Source organism: Pseudonocardia sp. NPDC049154, from assembly GCF_040648315.1.
Lineage (GTDB): Bacteria > Actinomycetota > Actinomycetes > Mycobacteriales > Pseudonocardiaceae > Pseudonocardia.
The window spans coordinates 1-16,109 of the sequence record NZ_JBEZDN010000039.1 but is presented as its reverse complement, the minus strand read 5'-3'; the positions used below and the strand labels follow the sequence as shown (position 1 = coordinate 16,109).

Genomic DNA, 16,109 nt, shown 5'->3' with positions numbered 1-16,109 from the left:
GGCTCACCCCCGTGACCTCGCGCCCCGCCGTCGGGCTCCCCGTCGTGGAGCTCGGCGGCGGTTCCCGTCCCGGCACCGGTCCGCTGGCCCGCGAGGCCCGGCGGGTCGCCGCCGAGCTCGCCACGGACGTCGTCGCGTCCCGGATCACCGACGCGGATCCCTCCGCGTGGGGCCCGGCCGCCGGCGACGGCCTGGGCTGGGCGGCGCTGCCCCGCACCTCGCGCCCGCTCGTCGGCCAGGTCGACGCCCTGCGCGAGGCCTTCCGCGTGGAGGGCGCCGCGCGCGTGCTGCTCGTCGGCGACGCGCGCTGGACCCTCGGCGCGCAGGTCCTCGCCGGCGAGTCCGGCCTGCTCCGGGTGCTCGACTCCCCCGATCCCGGTGCGGTCTCGCACGCGCTCGCCACCGACCTGAGCGGGACGGTGCTGGTCGTCGTCGATCCACCGGGCGACACCCCGTGGATCTCGGCGGTGCACGAGCTCCTCACCGCGGCCGTCGCCGAGGAGGTCGGCACGCGCGCGGCCGGGCGCACCGTGGTGCTCACCGAGGCCGGCTCGCCGCTCGACGAGAGCGCCCGGGCCGCCGGGTCCGTGGTGATCACCACCGAGCGGGACGTCCCCGGCGCGTGGTCCGTGCTCGGAGCACCCGGGCTGGTGCCCGCCGGCCTGGCCGGGGCGCCGGTCGGCGAGGTCCTCGACGACGCCCGCGCGGTGGCCGAGCTGCTCACCGCCGACGAGGCGGAGAACCCCGCGCTGGAGCTGGCCGGGGTGCTGGTCGCCGTCGGCGCCGGGGCCGTGCGCCTCGACCCCGCCGAGGGCCCGCCCGCGCTGGCGGAGTGGGTCGCCGCCCTGGTCGCCGCGGCCGGAGGCTCGCCGGTGCTCGTCGACGAGACCGATGCCGACGGGCTGCCGGGCGGGCCGACCCTCGCGCCCGCCTCCGCCCGGCACCCCGACGCCGTACCGGACGACCTGTCCGAGCTCCTCGACGGGAGGTCCGGCGGCAGCATCGGCAGCGCGGGCGTCGAACCGACCGTCGACGCACTGATCGCCGAGGTCACCGGGGCGGGCGCCGACGACCCGGACGACACCACTGGCGACGACGACGGCGACGATCTCGCCGGCGACCCCGCCGACGAGATCGTGCGCACCGGCGGCCCGCTGGGTGCCGAGCTGCTGCTGTGGGAGTACGCCGCCGCGGCGGCCTCCCGCCTGCTCGACGGCGAGGCGTTCGGTCCCGAGGCCCCCGCCACCGCCGGGGCGACCACGCCGGCGCCCCTGCCGCGGCTGGGGTCGGACGGCCTCGTCGACGTCCACGCGGCGGACTCGCCGACCGGCCCGGCCGACGATCCCGGCGCCGCGCTGCAGGCGCTGGTCGACGCCGTCCCGCCGGGCGGGCACCTGGCCCTGTCCGTGTGGCTGGACCCTGCCGACGACGCGTCCGTGGCCGTGCTGCGCGGCGAGCTGGCCCGGCGCGCGGGCGTGCCCGTGACGTTCGGCTGGGGCCCGCGGGACCGCGGGGCGCTGGCACCGTTCCGCCGCGACGACCCCCGACCGGGTGTCCTGTGCCTGGTCACGGGCGACCCGCCGGACGATCTCGTTCCCGATCCCGGGCCCGCCCTGACTAGTCTGGCGCTGACCGAGGCAGGCAGCGTCGCGGCCGACGTCGCGGCACGGGGCGTCCCCGTGCTGCGGCTGCACCTCGTGGACCGGGTGGCCGGGCTCGTCTCGCTCGCCCGCGCGGTCCAGGGGCTGCGCCCGGGTCCGGCGACCCGGACGAACTGATCGAGTCGACCGACCGAGCCGAGAGACGGAGCGTGTCATGACCAGCGGGACCAAGGGCATCCCCGCGACGACCGCGCACTGGGTGAATCCGCTGCGGGACCCCCGTGACAAGCGGCTCCCCCGCATCGCGGGCCCGTGCGGGCTCGTCATCTTCGGTGTGACCGGTGACCTGTCGCGCAAGAAGCTGATGCCGGCCATCTACGACCTCGCCAACCGCGGGCTGCTGCCGCCCGGCTTCGCGCTCACCGGCTTCGCCCGCCGGGACTGGGACGAGCAGGACTTCGGCCAGGTCGTGTACGAGGCCGTGAAGCAGCACGCGCGCACGCCGTTCCGCCAGGAGGTGTGGGACCGGCTCGCCGAGGGGTTCCGGTTCGTCCAGGGCTCCTTCGACGACGACGACGCCTTCGACCGGCTCGAGCAGACCGTCCGGGACCTGGACCGGGTCCGCGGCACCGGCGGCAACCACGCCTTCTACCTGTCGATCCCGCCGTCGGCCTTCCCCGTGGTGTGCAAGCAGCTCGCCCGCTCGGGCCTGTCCGCGCAGAACGACGACCAGTGGCGCCGCGTCGTCATCGAGAAGCCCTTCGGCCACGACCTCCAGTCGGCCAAGGAGCTCAACGCGATCGTCAACGACGTCTTCCCCGAGGACTCGGTCTTCCGGATCGACCACTACCTCGGCAAGGAGACGGTGCAGAACGTCCTGGCGCTGCGCTTCGCCAACCAGCTGTTCGAGCCGATCTGGAACAGCAACTACGTCGACCACGTGCAGATCACGATGGCCGAGGACATCGGCCTGGGCGGGCGCGCCGGGTACTACGACGGCATCGGCGCGGCCCGGGACGTCATCCAGAACCACCTCCTGCAGCTGCTCGCGTTCACGGCGATGGAGGAGCCGACGTCGTTCTCGTCGGACGAGCTGCGCAGCGAGAAGATCAAGGTGCTGCGGGCGACCAAGCTGGTGCTCCCGCTGAACGAGACCACCGCGCGCGGGCAGTACGAGGGCGGCTGGCAGGGCGGCGAGCTCGTCCGCGGACTCAAGGAGGAGGAGGGCTACGACCCGAACTCCACCACGGAGACCTTCGCCGCGATCACCTGCGAGATCGAGACCCGGCGCTGGGCCGGTGTCCCGTTCTACCTGCGCACCGGCAAGCGGCTGGGGCGCCGGGTCACCGAGATCGCCGTCGTGTTCAAGCGTGCGCCGCACCTGCCGTTCGACTCCACGATGACCGAGGAGCTCGGGCAGAACGCGCTGGTCATCCGGGTGCAGCCGGACGAGGGCGTGACCATGCGGTTCGGGTCGAAGGTGCCGGGCAGCCAGATGGAGGTCCGGGACGTCACCATGGACTTCGGCTACGGCACCGCCTTCACCGAGGCCTCCCCCGAGGCCTACGAGCGGCTGATCCTCGACGTGCTGCTCGGCGAGCCGTCGCTGTTCCCGGTGAACGACGAGGTCGAGCGGTCCTGGGAGATCCTCGACCCGGTGATCGAATACTGGCACGCGCTGCCCGAGGGCCCGCCGCCGTACCCCGCCGGCAGCTGGGGCCCGGAGCAGGCCAACGAGATGCTCGCCCGTACCGGCCGCAGCTGGCGCCGGCCGTAAGGAGCCCCGGATGATCGTCGACCTGCCGTCGAGCAACACCTCGGCGGTGAACAAGAAGCTGGTCGAGCTGCGCGAGCGCGGCGGCGTGCTCGCCCTCGGCCGCGTGCTCACCCTCGTCGTCGTCACGGACGACGGTTCCGCGATCGAGAGCGCCATCGAGTCCGCCAACACCGCGAGCCGCGAGCACCCCTGCCGGGTGATCGTCCTGGCCCGCGGCCAGCGCAAGGCCGCGGCTCGCCTGGACGCGCAGATCCGGGTCGGCGGCGACGCCGGTGCCAGCGAGGTGATCGTGCTGCGCGGCTACGGCGCGCTGGCCGGGGGTGAGGCCGGCGCCGGCATGGTGATGCCGCTGCTGCTGCCCGACGCCCCGGTCGTCGCCTGGTGGCCGGAGGAGGCCCCGGCCGTGCCGGCCGAGGACCCGATCGGCCAGCTCGCGCAGCGCCGGATCACCGACGCGCTGTCGTCGAAGAACCCGATCAAGGCGTTCGAGCAGCGCCGGGCGCACCACGTCGCCGGCGACACCGACCTCACCTGGACCCGGCTCACCCAGTGGCGCGCGCTGCTGGCCGCGGCGCTCGACTTCCCGCCGCACGACGAGGTCACGGGCGCGCTCGTGGCCGGCGAGCAGGTGTCGCCGTCGACCGACCTGCTCGCGGGCTGGCTGGTCACGCGGCTCGGGGTGAAGGTCAAGCGCTCCCCCGCCTCGCGCGGCCAGGGCATGTCGCTGGTCCGGCTCACCCGGGCGTCGGGCCCGATCGAGCTGGTCCGGCCGGACGGCAAGACGGCCACGCTGTCCCAGCCCGGCCAGCCGGACCGGATGATCGCCCTGGCCCGTCGCGGGGTGCCGGACTGCCTCGCCGAGGAGCTGCGCCGGCTCGACCCGGACGACACCTACGGCGAGGCCCTCGCCGGCGTCGACACCATCTCCCGCGGCCGGACGGCGGTGAAGGTGTGAGCGGCGGGGCCCCCGAGATCGCCCTCCACTCCGATGCGGACGTCCTGGCCGCCGCCACCGCCGCGCGCCTGGTCACCCGGCTCGTCGACCTGCAGGCCACCGGGAACATCCCGCGCCTGGTGCTGACCGGGGGCGGGGTGGGCATCAAGCTCCTCGCGCACATCCGGGACTCGCCGGCCCGAGCCGCGGTGGACTGGTCGCGCGTCGAGTTCTACTGGGGCGACGAGCGCTTCCTCCCCGCCGGCGACCCCGAGCGGAACGAGACCCAGGCCCGCGAGGCGCTGCTCGACCACGTCGACGTCGACCCGTCGCTGGTCTACCCGATGGGCGCGGACGTGGGCACCGGACCCTCGGGGGCCGACGAGGCGGCCGCGGAGTATGCCGACCTGCTGGCCCGCAAGGCGCGGCCCGAGGACCACGGGGACGTGCCCGCCTTCGAGATCACGCTGCTGGGCATGGGCGGCGAGGGGCACACGGCCTCGATCTTCCCCGAGTCGCCGGCGGTCTACGAGACCGAGCGGACCGTCGTGCCGGTCTACAACTGCCCCAAGCCCCCGCCGACCCGGGTCTCGCTGTCGCTCCCGGCCATCCGCACCTCCCAGGAGGTCTGGATCATCACGGCCGGCGAGGAGAAGGCCGCCGCCGTGAGCATGGCGCTCGGCGGGGCGGGCGAGGTCGCGATCCCGGTCGCGGGCGCCCGCGGCCGGTTGCGCACCCGCTGGCTCCTCGACCGCGCGGCCGCGTCGAAGCTGCCGTCGGACCTGCGCAACCCGTAGCGGCTGATCCGTGCGGCACCTGATCGTCGACGGCGCCAACGTGGTCGGCTCCCGGCCGGACGGCTGGTGGCGGGACCGGGCGGGCGCGGCGGGCCGGCTCGCCGCGCAGCTCGCCGAGGCCCGGCGGTCGGGGGCGCTGGCCGCGCTCGGCGACCGGGTCCTGCTGGTGCTGGAGGGTGCGGCCAAGCGCGCCGACGTCCCCGAGGACCTCGACGTGCTGCTCGCCCCGCGGGACGGCGACTCGGCGATGGTCGAGCTGGCCCACGACCTCGGCGAACGGGACGAGGACGTGTGCGTGGTGACCGCGGACCGCGAGCTCACGCGGCTCCTCCACGCGGTCGGCGCCAGCACGGTCACACCCCGCGCCCTCCTCGCCCTGTTGTAGGCGAACGGCGCTCTCGCTCATACCTGGTGAGCGAGAGTGCCGCTCGCTCATCTCGAGGCGGTGGTGCGGTCAGCGGCGGCGGGTGGAGCGGGCGGCCGCGGCGGCGCGGGCGTGCACCGCGCCGGCGACGACCGAGCGACGCGGCAGCGGGCTGGAGTAGACGACGCTGGTGGTCACCCCTCCGAGCCCGGCGACCCGGCCCGTGACCTCCTCCAGGTGCCGCATCGTGCGGGTCCGGACGGTGAGCACGAAGCAGTCCTCCCCGGTGACGTGGTGCGCCTCGATGATCTCCGGTGTGGTGGCGAGGAGGTCGCGGAAGGGCGTGTAGTTGCCGCTCGGGTAGCGCAGCCGGACCAGCGCCATGATCGGCAGCCCGAGCTTCTCGGGATCGACCTCGCAGCCGTAGCCGGTGATCACCCCGCTCTCCTCGAGCCGGCGCACCCGCTCGGTGACCGCGCTGGGCGAGAGCCCCACCAGCCGGCCCAGGTCGGCGTAGCTCGCCCGCCCGTCCCGCTGCAGTGCTTCCAACAAGCGCCAGTCGGTGTCGTCGAGGGAATCCGCGGCCATGGCGGCACCCTAGCCGTCGAATCCACGGCTCCGGTCCGGCGGCGATGAGTTCGTCCGGTTCGTGCCGTCTCCTCTGCAACGAGCAGGAACCCACGAGCCGAGCACGAGGAGTCCCCGATGAAGCAGATCGCCACCTGCCTGTGGTTCGACGGTCAGGCGCAGCAGGCCGCGGAGTTCTACACCTCCGTGTTTCCGAACTCGGAGATCACCGAGGTCCAGCGCTACCCCGAGGGCGCGCCCGGGCCCGCCGGTGAGGTCATGATCGTGTACTTCACCCTCGACGGGCGCGAGTTCGCCGGGCTCAACGGCGGCCCGCAGTTCCCGCACACCGAGGCGATCTCGTTCGTGGTGCCGTGCGAGGACACCGACGAGATCGACCGGTACTGGGACGCGCTGATCGAGGGCGGCCAGCCCCAGCCGTGCGGGTGGCTGAAGGACAAGTTCGGTGTCTCCTGGCAGGTCGTGTCGCTCGAGGCCGAGGAGTGGATGAAGGACCCGGACACCACGAAGGCCAACCGGACCATGCAGGCGATGCTGTCCCAGTTCGGCAAGCCCGACGTCGAGGCGATGCGCAAGGCGTACGAGGGCGAGACGGCCGACGCGTGAGCGTCCGGGGTGCCGATCCACACTGAATCTAAGCTGGTCGCATGACCGGCCACGTGCGCATCGGCACCCCGCTCGCCCCCTCCGCCACCCGCGTCATGCTGCTCGGCGCCGGCGAGCTCGGGAAGGAGGTCGTGATCGCCTTCCAGCGGCTCGGCGTCGAGGTCGTGGCGGTCGACCGGTACCCCGACGCGCCCGGGCACCAGGTCGCGCACCGCGCGCACGCGATCGACATGACCGACCCGGTCGCGCTCACGGCGCTGATCGAGCAGGAGCAGCCGCACTACGTCATCCCCGAGATCGAGGCGATCGCCACCACCGCGCTGCTGGCCGTCGAGGAGGCCGGCACGACCATCGTCGTCCCGACGGCCCGCGCCACCCGGCTGACGATGGACCGCGAGGGGATCCGCCGGCTCGCCGCCGAGGAGCTCGGCCTGCCCACCTCGCCGTACGCCTTCGCGGACTCGCTCGACGAGGTCCGTGACGCGATCGAGGGCGGCGCCGGGGGCGGGATCGGCTACCCGTGCGTGCTCAAGCCGGTGATGTCGTCGTCGGGCAAGGGGCAGTCCGTCCTGCGCTCGGCGGCGGACCTCGAACCGGCGTGGGCGTACGCGATGGCCGGCGGCCGGGTCGCCGGCACCCGGGTCATCGTCGAGGGCTTCGTCGAGTTCGACTATGAGATCACCCAGCTCACGGTGCGTGCGGCCGGCCCGGACCACACCACCGGCACCCACTTCTGCGCGCCGATCGGGCACGTGCAGGAGGACGGGGACTACGTCGAGTCGTGGCAGCCGCAGCCCATGTCCGAGGCCGCGGCCGCGGCGGCCCGGGCCGTCTCCGGCCGGATCACCGAAGCCCTCGGCGGCCGGGGCATCTTCGGTGTCGAGCTGTTCGTGCGCGGCGACGAGGTGCTGTTCTCCGAGGTCTCCCCGCGGCCGCACGACACCGGCCTGGTCACGCTGGCGACCCAGCGGCTCTCCGAGTTCGAGCTGCACGCCCGCGCCGTGCTGGGCCTGCCGGTCGACGTCACCCTCCGCTCCGCCGGCGCCTCGGCGGTGATCTACGGCGGGATCGACGCCAAGGCCGTCGGGTTCGAGGGGGTCGACGCGGCGCTGGCCGTGGCGGGCTCGGACCTCCGCCTCTTCGGCAAGCCCGAGAGCTTCGTGAAGCGTCGGATGGGGGTGGCGGTCGCCGCCGCCGACGACGTCGAGACGGCGCGCGAGCGGGCGAAGGAGGCCGCCGGACTCGTCCGCGTCGTCACGGAGTGACCGGGAAATCCACGGCGGACGAGGCCGTGCGCCGTGGATTCTGCCTTCCCGAGCACGCGACACCTGCCTAGCGTCGTGGGCATGACGATCTCCGCTCCGGTCTCGCCCGTGCTGGCCGTCCCGCCCGCCTCCCCCACCGAGGCGGCGGCCCACTTCGCGGCCCGGCTGACCTTCTTCACCGACGTCGCCGACGTGCACGCCGCCCTCGGCGGGCCGGACCCCGGCTTCGTGCTCGTGGACACCCGCAACCGCGCGGCATGGGACCAGGGGCACGTGCCCGGTGCCGTGCACGTCCCCCACGCCACACTCCCCGGCGATCTCGATCCGGCCGTCCCCGTGGTCACCTACTGCTGGGGCCCGGGCTGCGACGGCGCGACCCGCGGCGCGCTCGCACTGGCCCGCGCGGGCTTCCGGGTCAAGGAGATGCTGGGCGGGATCGAGTACTGGATCCGCGAGGGCTTCCCCGTCGAGACCGCCGACGGCGTCCGCAGAGGTGAGCCGGACCCCCTGACCACGCCCTGCGGCTGCTGAGCGCGGAGGTCAGGTGCTGGGCACGGTGCCCGGCGGCAGCTCCCGCTTCCCGTCCGGCGTGCCCTCCGCGGCGCGGTGGCGGTGCCAGTGCGGCGGCGTGAGGTGGATCTGCGCGGCGTAGACCACCCAGCCCGCCACCGACAGCCCCAGCCACGTGATCAGCCGGTAGACCAGCACGGTCGCGGCGGCGGGCGCGGCCGGCGCGCCCGAGGCGAGCAGCACGCCGAGCAGCCCCGTCTCGGCCAGCCCCGCACCCCCGGGCAGCACCTGCAGCGCGATGCTGAGCTGGACGACGAGGAAGCCGAGGGCGAGGGTCGTCCACCGGGCGTCGAGCCCGAGGGCGGTGGCGCAGGCGTGCAGGGCCAGGAAGTCCGCGGCCCAGCTGGCCAGGGCGGTGCCGGTGAGCAGCAGCCACTGCCAGGGCGTCGGGTGCAGGATGTCGATGCGCTCGGTCAGCCGGTTCGCGGTGGCCTCCGGGTCCGACGCCCAGCCGCCGCGGCAGTCGTGGCACACGCCGGGCACCCGGCGCCACAGGTGCACCAGGCCGAGGAGGATCCGGTGCAGCACCGAGGCGTGCGTGAGCACCGACCAGAACCCCATCGTCCCGAGGGCGATGGCGGCGGCGACCAGCACGGCCAGCCACATCGGCATCCAGCCGGCCGCGCCGACGATGAAGACCGCGCCGACCAGCAGGACGATCGTCGACAGGGCGCCGGGCAGGAACACCGACCAGGAGGCCAGCGCCGCGTCCACCCCGCGGCTGCGGAGCCGGGCGATGGAGTACGCGAGCGCCCCGGCCCCGCCCACGACGGGGACGGTGTTGGCGATCGCGTTCTCGGCGAAGGTGATGGCCTGGACCGTGCGGCCGGACACGCGCGCGCCGCCGATCACGAGCATCACGCGGTGCAGCTCGCCGTAGAGCACGAGCGCGGTCACCGCGAGCACCACCGCGAGACCGAACCACCCCGGCCGCAGGTGGGACAGCGGCTCGTCCGCCTCGCGGACGGCGCGCACCATCGCCGGCAGCTGCCACGCGATGTAGCCGAGAGCGGCCGCGACCAGGATCCAGTGCAGCACCGTCTTGATGTGCCGCAGCGGCCACGTCAGGGCCGAACGCAGGCGTAGTGCCGCCATCGAAACTCCCCGGTGCTCCGCCTCCGACCCAGGCTAGCCCCGGGCTGGGCGGGCGACCGCGATCCGGGTCTCAGCCCTGCTCCTCCGGCAGCCGGTTGTTGTTGTAGTCGTCGTAGGCCGACAGGTCGAGGAAGCCGTGCCCGCTGTAGTTGAAGAGGATCACCTTCTCCTCCCCGGTCTCCTTGGCGGCCAACGCCTCGTCGATCGCGGCCCGGACCGCGTGCGCGCACTCCGGCGCCGGGATCTTGCCCTCGACCCTGGCGAACTGCACCGCCGCCTCGAACACCTTGCCCTGCGGGTAGGCCACCGCCTCCATCCGACCCGCCTTGACCAGGGACGACACCAGCGGCGAGTCGCCGTGGTAGCGCAGTCCGCCCGCGTGGATGGACGGCGGCACGAAGTCGTGCCCGAGGGTGTACATCGGCATCAGCGGGGTCAGCCCGGCGACGTCACCGAAGTCGTAGTCGAACCGGCCCCGGGTCAGGGTCGGGCAGGACAGCGGTTCGACGGCGAGCAGCCGCACGCCCTCGTCCGGCACGAACGGGAACGCGATCCCACCGAGGTTGGACCCGCCCCCGCAGGAGGCGAGGACGACGTCCGGCAGCCGCTCCCCCGCCAGCTCCAGCTGCTCCCTGGCCTCGAGCCCGATCACGGTCTGGTGCAGCAGCACGTGGTTGAGCACCGAGCCCAGCGCGTAGTGCGTGTCCTCGCGGCCCACGCAGTCCCGCACGGCGTCGGAGATCGCGGCGCCGAGCGAGCCGGGGTGACCGGGCTCGTCCACCGGGGACGGGACCACGGAGCCGCCCCAGGTCTCCATCGCGATCCGGCGGTACGGCTTCTGCTCGTAGGAGGCGCGGACCATGTAGACCTGCAGCTCCAGGCCGTACTGCGCGGCAGCGTAGGACAACGCGGTGCCCCACTGCCCGGCGCCGGTCTCCGTGGTGAGGCGGGTGATGCCCTCCTTGGCGTTGTAGAACGCCTGGGGCACGGCGGTGTTGGTCTTGTGGCTGCCCGACGGCGAGCCGGACTCGTCCTTGAAGTAGATCCGGGCGGGCGTGCCGAGCGCCCGCTCGAGCCGTTCGGCCCTGACCAGCGGGGTGGGGCGCCACAGCTTCAGGATGTCCAGGACCTCGCCCGGGACGTCGATCCAGGGTGCGGTCGACACCTCCTGCCCGATGAGCTCCATCGGGAACAGCGGCGTCAGGTCGTCGGGACCGACGGGCTCGCGCGTGGCCGGGTGCAGCGGCGGGTCCACCGGCTCCGGCAGGTGCGGCGCCACGTTGAACCAGGCGCTCGGGATCCGGTCGGGCGGCAGCGTCCAGCGACTCATGGCGCGGAGGCTAGCGATCACCGGGCCGGCGAGGAAGGGCCCACCGACTGCTCCGCGGGCAGCTGCGGACGCACGTCCGGCCGGGCCCGCCCGTCGGCCCGCGCCCGGACGGAACGGGACCTGTGGTCCTTGACCGGCCCGCGGGGGCGTCACGAGCATCGCGGCACAGTACGGCCGTGCGGTCGGGGCGACCGGCCGGGCGGCCTGCCCGGCCGGGGTCACGGCGGCGCCGCCGCGGGAGGTCCCATGCCGGCACGGTCCGTCCCGACCCGCCCGCCGAGCCCGTGGCCCGGCCGGACCGTGCCGAGGCCACCGCCCTCGCCCGGGCCGCCGGCGGCTCGGGGATCGTGTTCGCCGCGCTGTTCGTCGTCGCGCTCGTGCTGGTGTCGCAGGGCCCCGGCCTCGACGCCCCGGACGACGCCTACACCGCCTTCTTCACCTCGGGCCGCTCCTCGCTCCTGGTCTCCGTCGGCCTCTACGTGGTGCCCTTCGCCGGGATCGCGTTCCTCTGGCACATGGTCGCGACCAGGACGTACCTGTAGGTCATCACGCCGCGCTCGTGGGCGCGGATCCCGCACTGGCTGCACCTGGCGTCGGGCGTGGTCTTCGTGTCGCTGCTCTTCGCCGGGACCGCGACCGCCGGCGGGGCCGCCCTGCTCACCCGCTTCTCGTCCGCCGCGCCCCCACCGCCCGACGTCGTCCGCACCCTGATGACGGTCGGCTTCACCATGGTGTTCGTCTACGGCGTCCGGGCCGCCGGCATGTTCATGATCACCACGACGACCGGGCTGGGTCGCGCGCTCCCCCGGCCGCTCGCCGTCGTCTCGTACCTGGCCGCGGCGTTCCTGCTGGTCAGTACCACGTTCCATCCCTCGGTCCTGCTGGTGTTCCCCGGCTGGGTGCTCGTGCTGGGCGTCCTGCTGCTGGTGCGCCGCCCGGGACGGGAGGACGGCCCCACGAAGGAGGACCAGGATGAGCAGTGAGACCGGCAGCCCCGGTACCGGCGGGATCATCGGGATCGACGACCTGCCCGGTCCGCACCCGCTGCCCGTGCTCGGCAACCTGCTCGACATCGACAGCGTGGCCCCGCTCGACGGGTTCGCGCGGATGGCGAAGGAGTACGGCCCGATCTACCGGATCAGCATGCCGGGCGGGACGAGGCTGATCCTCACCGGCGCCGCGCTCGCCCAGGAGGTGTTCGACGACGCCCGGTTCGACAAGGCGCTGGGCGGCGGGCTGGCCCAGCTCAGCGGGGGACCGATCGGGAACGGCCTGTTCACCTCGCAGACGGACGACCCGCTCTGGCACCGGGCGCACGAGATCCTCATGGCGCCCTTCTCGATGCGCGCGATGCGGGACTACGTGCCGCGGATGGTCGACATCGGCGAGCAGCTCATGGAGAAGTGGGCCCGGCTCAACCCCGGCGAGGAGGTCGACGTCCCGGCCGACATGACCCGGCTGACCCTCGACACGATCGCGCTCTGCGGGTTCGGCTACCGGTTCAACTCCTTCTACCGCGACACCCCACACCCCTTCGTGCAGGCCATGACCCGGGTGCTCACCGAGGCGCAGGGCCGGCAGCGGCAGCTGCCCATCCAGACCCGCCTGCGGGTCCGCGCGCAGCGGCAGCTCGAGGAGGACGCGACCTTCATGAGCGACCTCGTCGACGGCCTGGTGCGCGAGCGCCGGGCCCAGGGCGAGGCCGCCGACAACACCGACCTGCTCGGCCGCATGCTGGTCGGCCGGACCCGGGACGGCGAGTCGCTGCCGGACGAGAACATCCGCGCGCAGTGCATCACGTTCCTCATCGCCGGCCACGAGACCACCTCCGGCCTGCTGTCCTTCGCCATCTACGAGCTGCTCGAGAACCCGGAGGCGGCACAGCGCGCCCGCGACGAGGTCGACGAGATCCTCGGCGACGACGCCGCGCCGACCTTCGAGCAGATCGGCCGGCTCCGGTACGTCCGCCAGGTGCTCGACGAGACGCTGCGGCTGTGGCCGACCGCGCCCGGCTTCACCCGCCGGCCGCGCGAGGACACGGTCATCGGCGGCCGGTACGCGATCCCGGCGAACACGCCGATCACCGTGCTGGCGGGCGCGCTGCACCGGGACACCTCGGTCTGGGACGACCCGGAGCGCTTCGACCCCGACCGGATGGCCGCGGACAAGCTCGCGGCCCTCCCGCCGCACGTCTACAAGCCGTTCGGCACCGGGCAGCGCGCCTGCATCGGACGGCAGTTCGCGCTGCAGGAGGCCACGCTGGTGCTCGGCATGCTGCTGCAGCGGTTCGAGCTCGAGGACCAGCTCGACTACCAGCTCCACACCACGACCACGCTGACCGTCAAGCCGGAGGACTTCCGGATCGTCGTCCGTCCACGGGCCGGGCGCACCCTCCGCGCGGCCCCGGCCGCCGAGGGCGCGGGCACCGGCACGGTGGGCGAGGCAGTGCCCGCCGGGGCACCGGAGCCGCTGGTCGCGCGGCACGGCACCCCGCTCGCCGTGCTGTTCGGGTCCAACCTCGGCACCGCGGAGGCGCTGGCGACCACGCTCGCCGGCGAGGGCACCGCGCGCGGGTTCGACGTGACCCTCGGCCCGCTCGACGACCACGTCGGCGCGCTGCCGGAGAAGGGGGCGGCGATCGTCGTCAGCTCGTCGTACAACGGCACCCCGCCGGACAACGCGGCGAAGTTCTGCGAGTGGCTCGGTGGGCCCGACGCCCGCGTGCCCGGCACGGGGTTCGCGGTCTTCGGCTGCGGCGACCGCGAGTGGGCCGGCACCTACCAGGCCGTCCCGACGCGCCTCGACGACGGGCTGGCCGCGGCGGGCGGCCGGCGCGTCCACCCGCGGGCCGGCGGCGACGCGAGCGGCGACTTCGACGCGGCCTACCGCGACTGGCACGCGGGCCTGTGGGCCGACCTGGCCCGTGCGCTCGACCTGCCGGACGAGGTGGGCGCGCAGCTGCGGCAGGGTCCGCGGCTGACGGTCACGCTCACGAACCGCCAGGTCACCAACCCGGTCGTGCTCTCGTACCACGCCCGGCCGGGCCGGATCACCGCCAACCGCGAGATGATCGTCGGGTCGAACGGCAAGCCGGCCGAGCGCTCGACCCGGCACGTGGAGATCGCGCTGCCCGAGGGCGTGACCTACGGGGCGGGCGACCATCTCGGCGTGCTGCCGCGCAACGGCATCGACCTCATCCGCCGCGTGATCACGCACTTCGGTCTCGACGGCGCGCAGTACCTCACGATCATCCCGACCGGGACGGCGCCGACCCACCTGCCGGTCGACGAGCCCGCCCCGCTGCTCGGGGTGCTCGCCACCTGCGTGGAGCTGCAGGACGTGGCGACGCGCGGGGATGTCGAGACCCTGGCCCGGTACACCGACGACCCCGCGGCGAAGGCCGAGCTCGAGGCGCTCGCGGGCGACGGGTACCGGGCGGGCGTGGCCGAGCCGTACCGCTCGGTGCTCGACCTGCTCGAGGCGTTCCCGGCGTGCGCGCTGCCCTTCGCCGAGTTCCTCGGCCTGCTGCCGCCGCTGCGCCCGCGGTACTACTCGATCTCGTCCTCGCCGCGGACGGGGAACGCCGACTGCAGCATCACCGTCGGTGTGGTCCGCGGGCCCGCGCGCTCGGGGTCCGGGGTCTACCACGGCACCTGCTCCGGTCACTTGTCGGAGCTGCCGACGCAGGGCACCGCGTTCGTGTTCGTGCGCAAGCCGACGATCGCCTTCCGCCCGCCGGCCGACCCCAGCACCCCGATGATCATGATCGGGGCCGGGACCGGGCTCGCGCCCTTCCGGGGGTTCCTGCAGGACCGGGCCGCCGACGCGGCGGAGGGCCGGACCGTCGGCCGGTCGCTGCTGTTCTTCGGCTGCCGCAGCCCGGAGAGCGACGAGCTCTACGCCGACGAGCTGCGCGGGCTCGAGGAGCAGGGCCTCGTGCACGTCGTGCTGGCGTACTCGCGCTACGCCGGGGCACCCCGGCAGTACGTGCAGGAGTCGATGCTCGAGCACGCCGACGAGGTGTGGGAGCTGCTCCAGCAGGGGGCGGCGGTGTTCGTGTGCGGCAACGCCTCGACCATCGCCCCCGGGGTGCGGGCGGCGCTGCGGCAGGTGTTCCGGGACCGGACCGGCGCGTCCGAGGCCGACGCCGACGCGTGGCTGGCCGGGTTGCGCGCCGCCGACCGGTTCCTGGAGGACATCTGGGGCAGCGGCACCGGCTGAGCCCTCCCCGAGAACGCCGCCGGCCCCGCGGGAAGCGGGGCCGGCGACGGGTCTCTGCAGGTCAGAGCTCGCGCGAGGCGCGCAGCCGCGCGAGGGCCTCCTCGAGGATGGCGGCACCGTCCTCGTCCGAGCGGCGCTCCTTCACGTACGCGAGGTGCGTCTTGTACGGCTCGTTGCGCGGCGCGGCGGGCGGCGAGGCCTGCTCGCGACCGGCCGGGAGGCCGCAGCGCGGGCAGTCCCAGAACTCCGGGATCTCCGCCTCGGCCGCGAACGACGGCCGGGTCTCGTGGCCGTTGGCGCAGAAGTACGGGATCCGGGCGCGCGGGGCGGTCTCACCCCGCTCCGACTCCCCCATCGGGCCGGCCCCGACCCGGGTTCCTCGGATCGCGTTGCCGCCGGACATCGCCATGGTGCTCTCCTCCGCTCGACGCCGCTGTGGTGCAGGGCGTGACTGCAGGGCGTTCGGTCAGGCCCCGACCTTGACCAGCAGGCCGGTCCCGATGATGGCGACCAGCCAGATCGCCGCGGTGAACAGCGTCAGCCGGTCCAGGTTCTTCTCGACGACACTCGACCCCGAGAGGCTCGACTGCACACCGCCGCCGAAGAGGCTCGACAGGCCGCCTCCGCGTCCGCGGTGCAGCAGGATCAGCAGCACCAGCACGACGCTGGAGACGATCAGCACGATCTGGAGCGCCAGGATCATCCCGTTCTCATCCGCCCTCTCGAAGCCCGGCAGGGGTGTCCACTGTAACCGGCGCCGCTCGCCCGCTCGCCCCGGGCCGTGTTCCGTGGGTCGCCGGGAGCAGGCGCTCCGTTACCGGACCGTCGACCGCACCCCACCGACCGTCCAACGGCCGCCACCGTCCCCGGGTTCCCGCCCCGGGTCCCCGCTACCCCTGATTCCGGCGAGCCCCGCCCCGGAATGCACGAACGGCGCTCTCGCTCACCCCATGTGAGCGAG

16 protein-coding genes are annotated in these 16,109 nt (G+C 74.2%); 11 read left to right on the top strand and 5 right to left on the bottom strand.

The annotated features are described in order from the left end of the window. Nucleotides 1–11: 11 nt before the first annotated feature. Genes AB0B41_RS19740 through AB0B41_RS19720 form a run of 5 tightly spaced genes read left to right on the top strand, consistent with a single transcriptional unit; the run spans nt 12 to nt 5,494 of the window. Nucleotides 12–1,778 (top strand): hypothetical protein, encoded by a 1,767-nt coding sequence (locus tag AB0B41_RS19740; RefSeq protein WP_358205177.1) that lies wholly within the window; start codon nt 12–14, stop codon nt 1,776–1,778. Between the two features lie 37 nt (nt 1,779–1,815). Further along, nucleotides 1,816–3,378 carry a glucose-6-phosphate dehydrogenase gene (gene zwf, locus AB0B41_RS19735; RefSeq protein WP_358205175.1) on the top strand — a complete coding sequence of 521 codons (1,563 nt, stop codon included), beginning with the start codon at nt 1,816–1,818 and terminating at the stop codon, nt 3,376–3,378. A 10-nt stretch (nt 3,379–3,388) separates the two neighbouring features. Continuing rightward, the gene (opcA, locus tag AB0B41_RS19730; RefSeq protein ID WP_358205173.1) at nt 3,389–4,333 is read left to right on the top strand and encodes a glucose-6-phosphate dehydrogenase assembly protein OpcA; all 945 of its coding nucleotides are present in this window, start codon (nt 3,389–3,391) and stop codon (nt 4,331–4,333) included. After that, nucleotides 4,330–5,109, top strand: a complete 780-nt coding sequence (gene pgl / locus AB0B41_RS19725; RefSeq protein WP_358205172.1) for a 6-phosphogluconolactonase — start codon at nt 4,330–4,332, stop codon at nt 5,107–5,109. Before opcA ends, pgl begins: the two co-directional genes overlap by 4 nt. Before the next feature lie 10 nt (nt 5,110–5,119). Continuing rightward, on the top strand, nt 5,120–5,494 hold the full coding sequence (locus tag AB0B41_RS19720) for a hypothetical protein (RefSeq protein ID WP_358205170.1): 375 nt from the start codon (nt 5,120–5,122) through the stop codon (nt 5,492–5,494). Between the two features lie 69 nt (nt 5,495–5,563). Here AB0B41_RS19720 and AB0B41_RS19715 read toward each other — a convergent pair whose 3' ends face one another. After that, complete coding sequence (locus AB0B41_RS19715) at nt 5,564–6,061, bottom strand: Lrp/AsnC family transcriptional regulator (protein WP_358205168.1); 498 nt, start codon at nt 6,059–6,061, stop codon at nt 5,564–5,566. A gap of 117 nt (nt 6,062–6,178) precedes the next feature. Here AB0B41_RS19715 and AB0B41_RS19710 point away from each other — a divergent pair, with 117 nt between their 5' ends. The 3 genes from AB0B41_RS19710 (at nt 6,179) to AB0B41_RS19700 (ending at nt 8,463) form a co-directional block, all read left to right on the top strand. Beyond that, nucleotides 6,179–6,667 (top strand): VOC family protein, encoded by a 489-nt coding sequence (locus AB0B41_RS19710; RefSeq protein WP_358205166.1) that lies wholly within the window; start codon nt 6,179–6,181, stop codon nt 6,665–6,667. A 41-nt stretch (nt 6,668–6,708) separates the two neighbouring features. After that, complete coding sequence (gene purT, locus AB0B41_RS19705; RefSeq protein WP_358205163.1) at nt 6,709–7,932, top strand: formate-dependent phosphoribosylglycinamide formyltransferase; 1,224 nt, start codon at nt 6,709–6,711, stop codon at nt 7,930–7,932. Nucleotides 7,933–8,013: 81 nt separating this feature from the next. Beyond that, on the top strand, nt 8,014–8,463 hold the full coding sequence (locus tag AB0B41_RS19700; protein ID WP_358205160.1) for a rhodanese-like domain-containing protein: 450 nt from the start codon (nt 8,014–8,016) through the stop codon (nt 8,461–8,463). Between the two features lie 9 nt (nt 8,464–8,472). Here the strand turns inward: AB0B41_RS19700 and AB0B41_RS19695 are convergent, their stop codons facing one another. Both AB0B41_RS19695 and AB0B41_RS19690 read right to left on the bottom strand, forming a co-directional pair. Continuing rightward, nucleotides 8,473–9,597: a lysylphosphatidylglycerol synthase transmembrane domain-containing protein gene (locus AB0B41_RS19695; RefSeq protein WP_358205159.1), complete on the bottom strand. Its 1,125-nt coding sequence runs from the start codon at nt 9,595–9,597 to the stop codon at nt 8,473–8,475. Nucleotides 9,598–9,667: 70 nt separating this feature from the next. Beyond that, nucleotides 9,668–10,927 carry a TrpB-like pyridoxal phosphate-dependent enzyme gene (locus tag AB0B41_RS19690; RefSeq protein WP_358205157.1) on the bottom strand — a complete coding sequence of 420 codons (1,260 nt, stop codon included), beginning with the start codon at nt 10,925–10,927 and terminating at the stop codon, nt 9,668–9,670. 284 nt (nt 10,928–11,211) lie between these two features. On the opposite strand from AB0B41_RS19690, the gene AB0B41_RS19685 reads away from it, so the two are divergent. Genes AB0B41_RS19685 through AB0B41_RS19675 form a run of 3 tightly spaced genes read left to right on the top strand, consistent with a single transcriptional unit; the run spans nt 11,212 to nt 15,148 of the window. Next, on the top strand, nt 11,212–11,469 hold the full coding sequence (locus AB0B41_RS19685; RefSeq protein WP_358205154.1) for a hypothetical protein: 258 nt from the start codon (nt 11,212–11,214) through the stop codon (nt 11,467–11,469). Between the two features lie 57 nt (nt 11,470–11,526). Next, complete coding sequence (locus AB0B41_RS19680) at nt 11,527–11,910, top strand: hypothetical protein (RefSeq protein ID WP_358205152.1); 384 nt, start codon at nt 11,527–11,529, stop codon at nt 11,908–11,910. After that, complete coding sequence (locus AB0B41_RS19675) at nt 11,900–15,148, top strand: cytochrome P450 (RefSeq protein ID WP_358205150.1); 3,249 nt, start codon at nt 11,900–11,902, stop codon at nt 15,146–15,148. Before AB0B41_RS19680 ends, AB0B41_RS19675 begins: the two co-directional genes overlap by 11 nt. Before the next feature lie 61 nt (nt 15,149–15,209). Here the strand turns inward: AB0B41_RS19675 and AB0B41_RS19670 are convergent, their stop codons facing one another. Together AB0B41_RS19670 and secG are read right to left on the bottom strand one after the other, a co-directional pair. Further along, entirely contained in the window at nt 15,210–15,551 is a 342-nt protein-coding gene (locus AB0B41_RS19670; RefSeq protein ID WP_233302257.1) for an RNA polymerase-binding protein RbpA, read from the bottom strand. Nucleotides 15,552–15,614: 63 nt separating this feature from the next. Beyond that, complete coding sequence (gene secG / locus AB0B41_RS19665) at nt 15,615–15,851, bottom strand: preprotein translocase subunit SecG (RefSeq protein WP_037038713.1); 237 nt, start codon at nt 15,849–15,851, stop codon at nt 15,615–15,617. Between the last annotated feature and the right edge of the window lie 258 nt (nt 15,852–16,109).

Excerpts from the sequence above, each read along its gene's own strand:
- zwf (WP_358205175.1), top strand. The coding sequence starts at position 1,816 with ATGACCAGCGGGACCAAGGGCATCCCCGCGACGACCGCGCACTGGGTG.
- opcA (WP_358205173.1), top strand. The coding sequence starts at position 3,389 with ATGATCGTCGACCTGCCGTCGAGCAACACCTCGGCGGTGAACAAGAAG.
- AB0B41_RS19715 (WP_358205168.1), bottom strand. The coding sequence starts at position 6,061 with ATGGCCGCGGATTCCCTCGACGACACCGACTGGCGCTTGTTGGAAGCA.
- AB0B41_RS19710 (WP_358205166.1), top strand. The coding sequence starts at position 6,179 with ATGAAGCAGATCGCCACCTGCCTGTGGTTCGACGGTCAGGCGCAGCAG.
- purT (WP_358205163.1), top strand. The coding sequence starts at position 6,709 with ATGACCGGCCACGTGCGCATCGGCACCCCGCTCGCCCCCTCCGCCACC.
- AB0B41_RS19700 (WP_358205160.1), top strand. The coding sequence starts at position 8,014 with ATGACGATCTCCGCTCCGGTCTCGCCCGTGCTGGCCGTCCCGCCCGCC.
- AB0B41_RS19695 (WP_358205159.1), bottom strand. The coding sequence starts at position 9,597 with ATGGCGGCACTACGCCTGCGTTCGGCCCTGACGTGGCCGCTGCGGCAC.
- AB0B41_RS19690 (WP_358205157.1), bottom strand. The coding sequence starts at position 10,927 with ATGAGTCGCTGGACGCTGCCGCCCGACCGGATCCCGAGCGCCTGGTTC.
- AB0B41_RS19675 (WP_358205150.1), top strand. The coding sequence starts at position 11,900 with ATGAGCAGTGAGACCGGCAGCCCCGGTACCGGCGGGATCATCGGGATC.
- AB0B41_RS19670 (WP_233302257.1), bottom strand. The coding sequence starts at position 15,551 with ATGTCCGGCGGCAACGCGATCCGAGGAACCCGGGTCGGGGCCGGCCCG.
- secG (WP_037038713.1), bottom strand. The coding sequence starts at position 15,851 with ATGATCCTGGCGCTCCAGATCGTGCTGATCGTCTCCAGCGTCGTGCTG.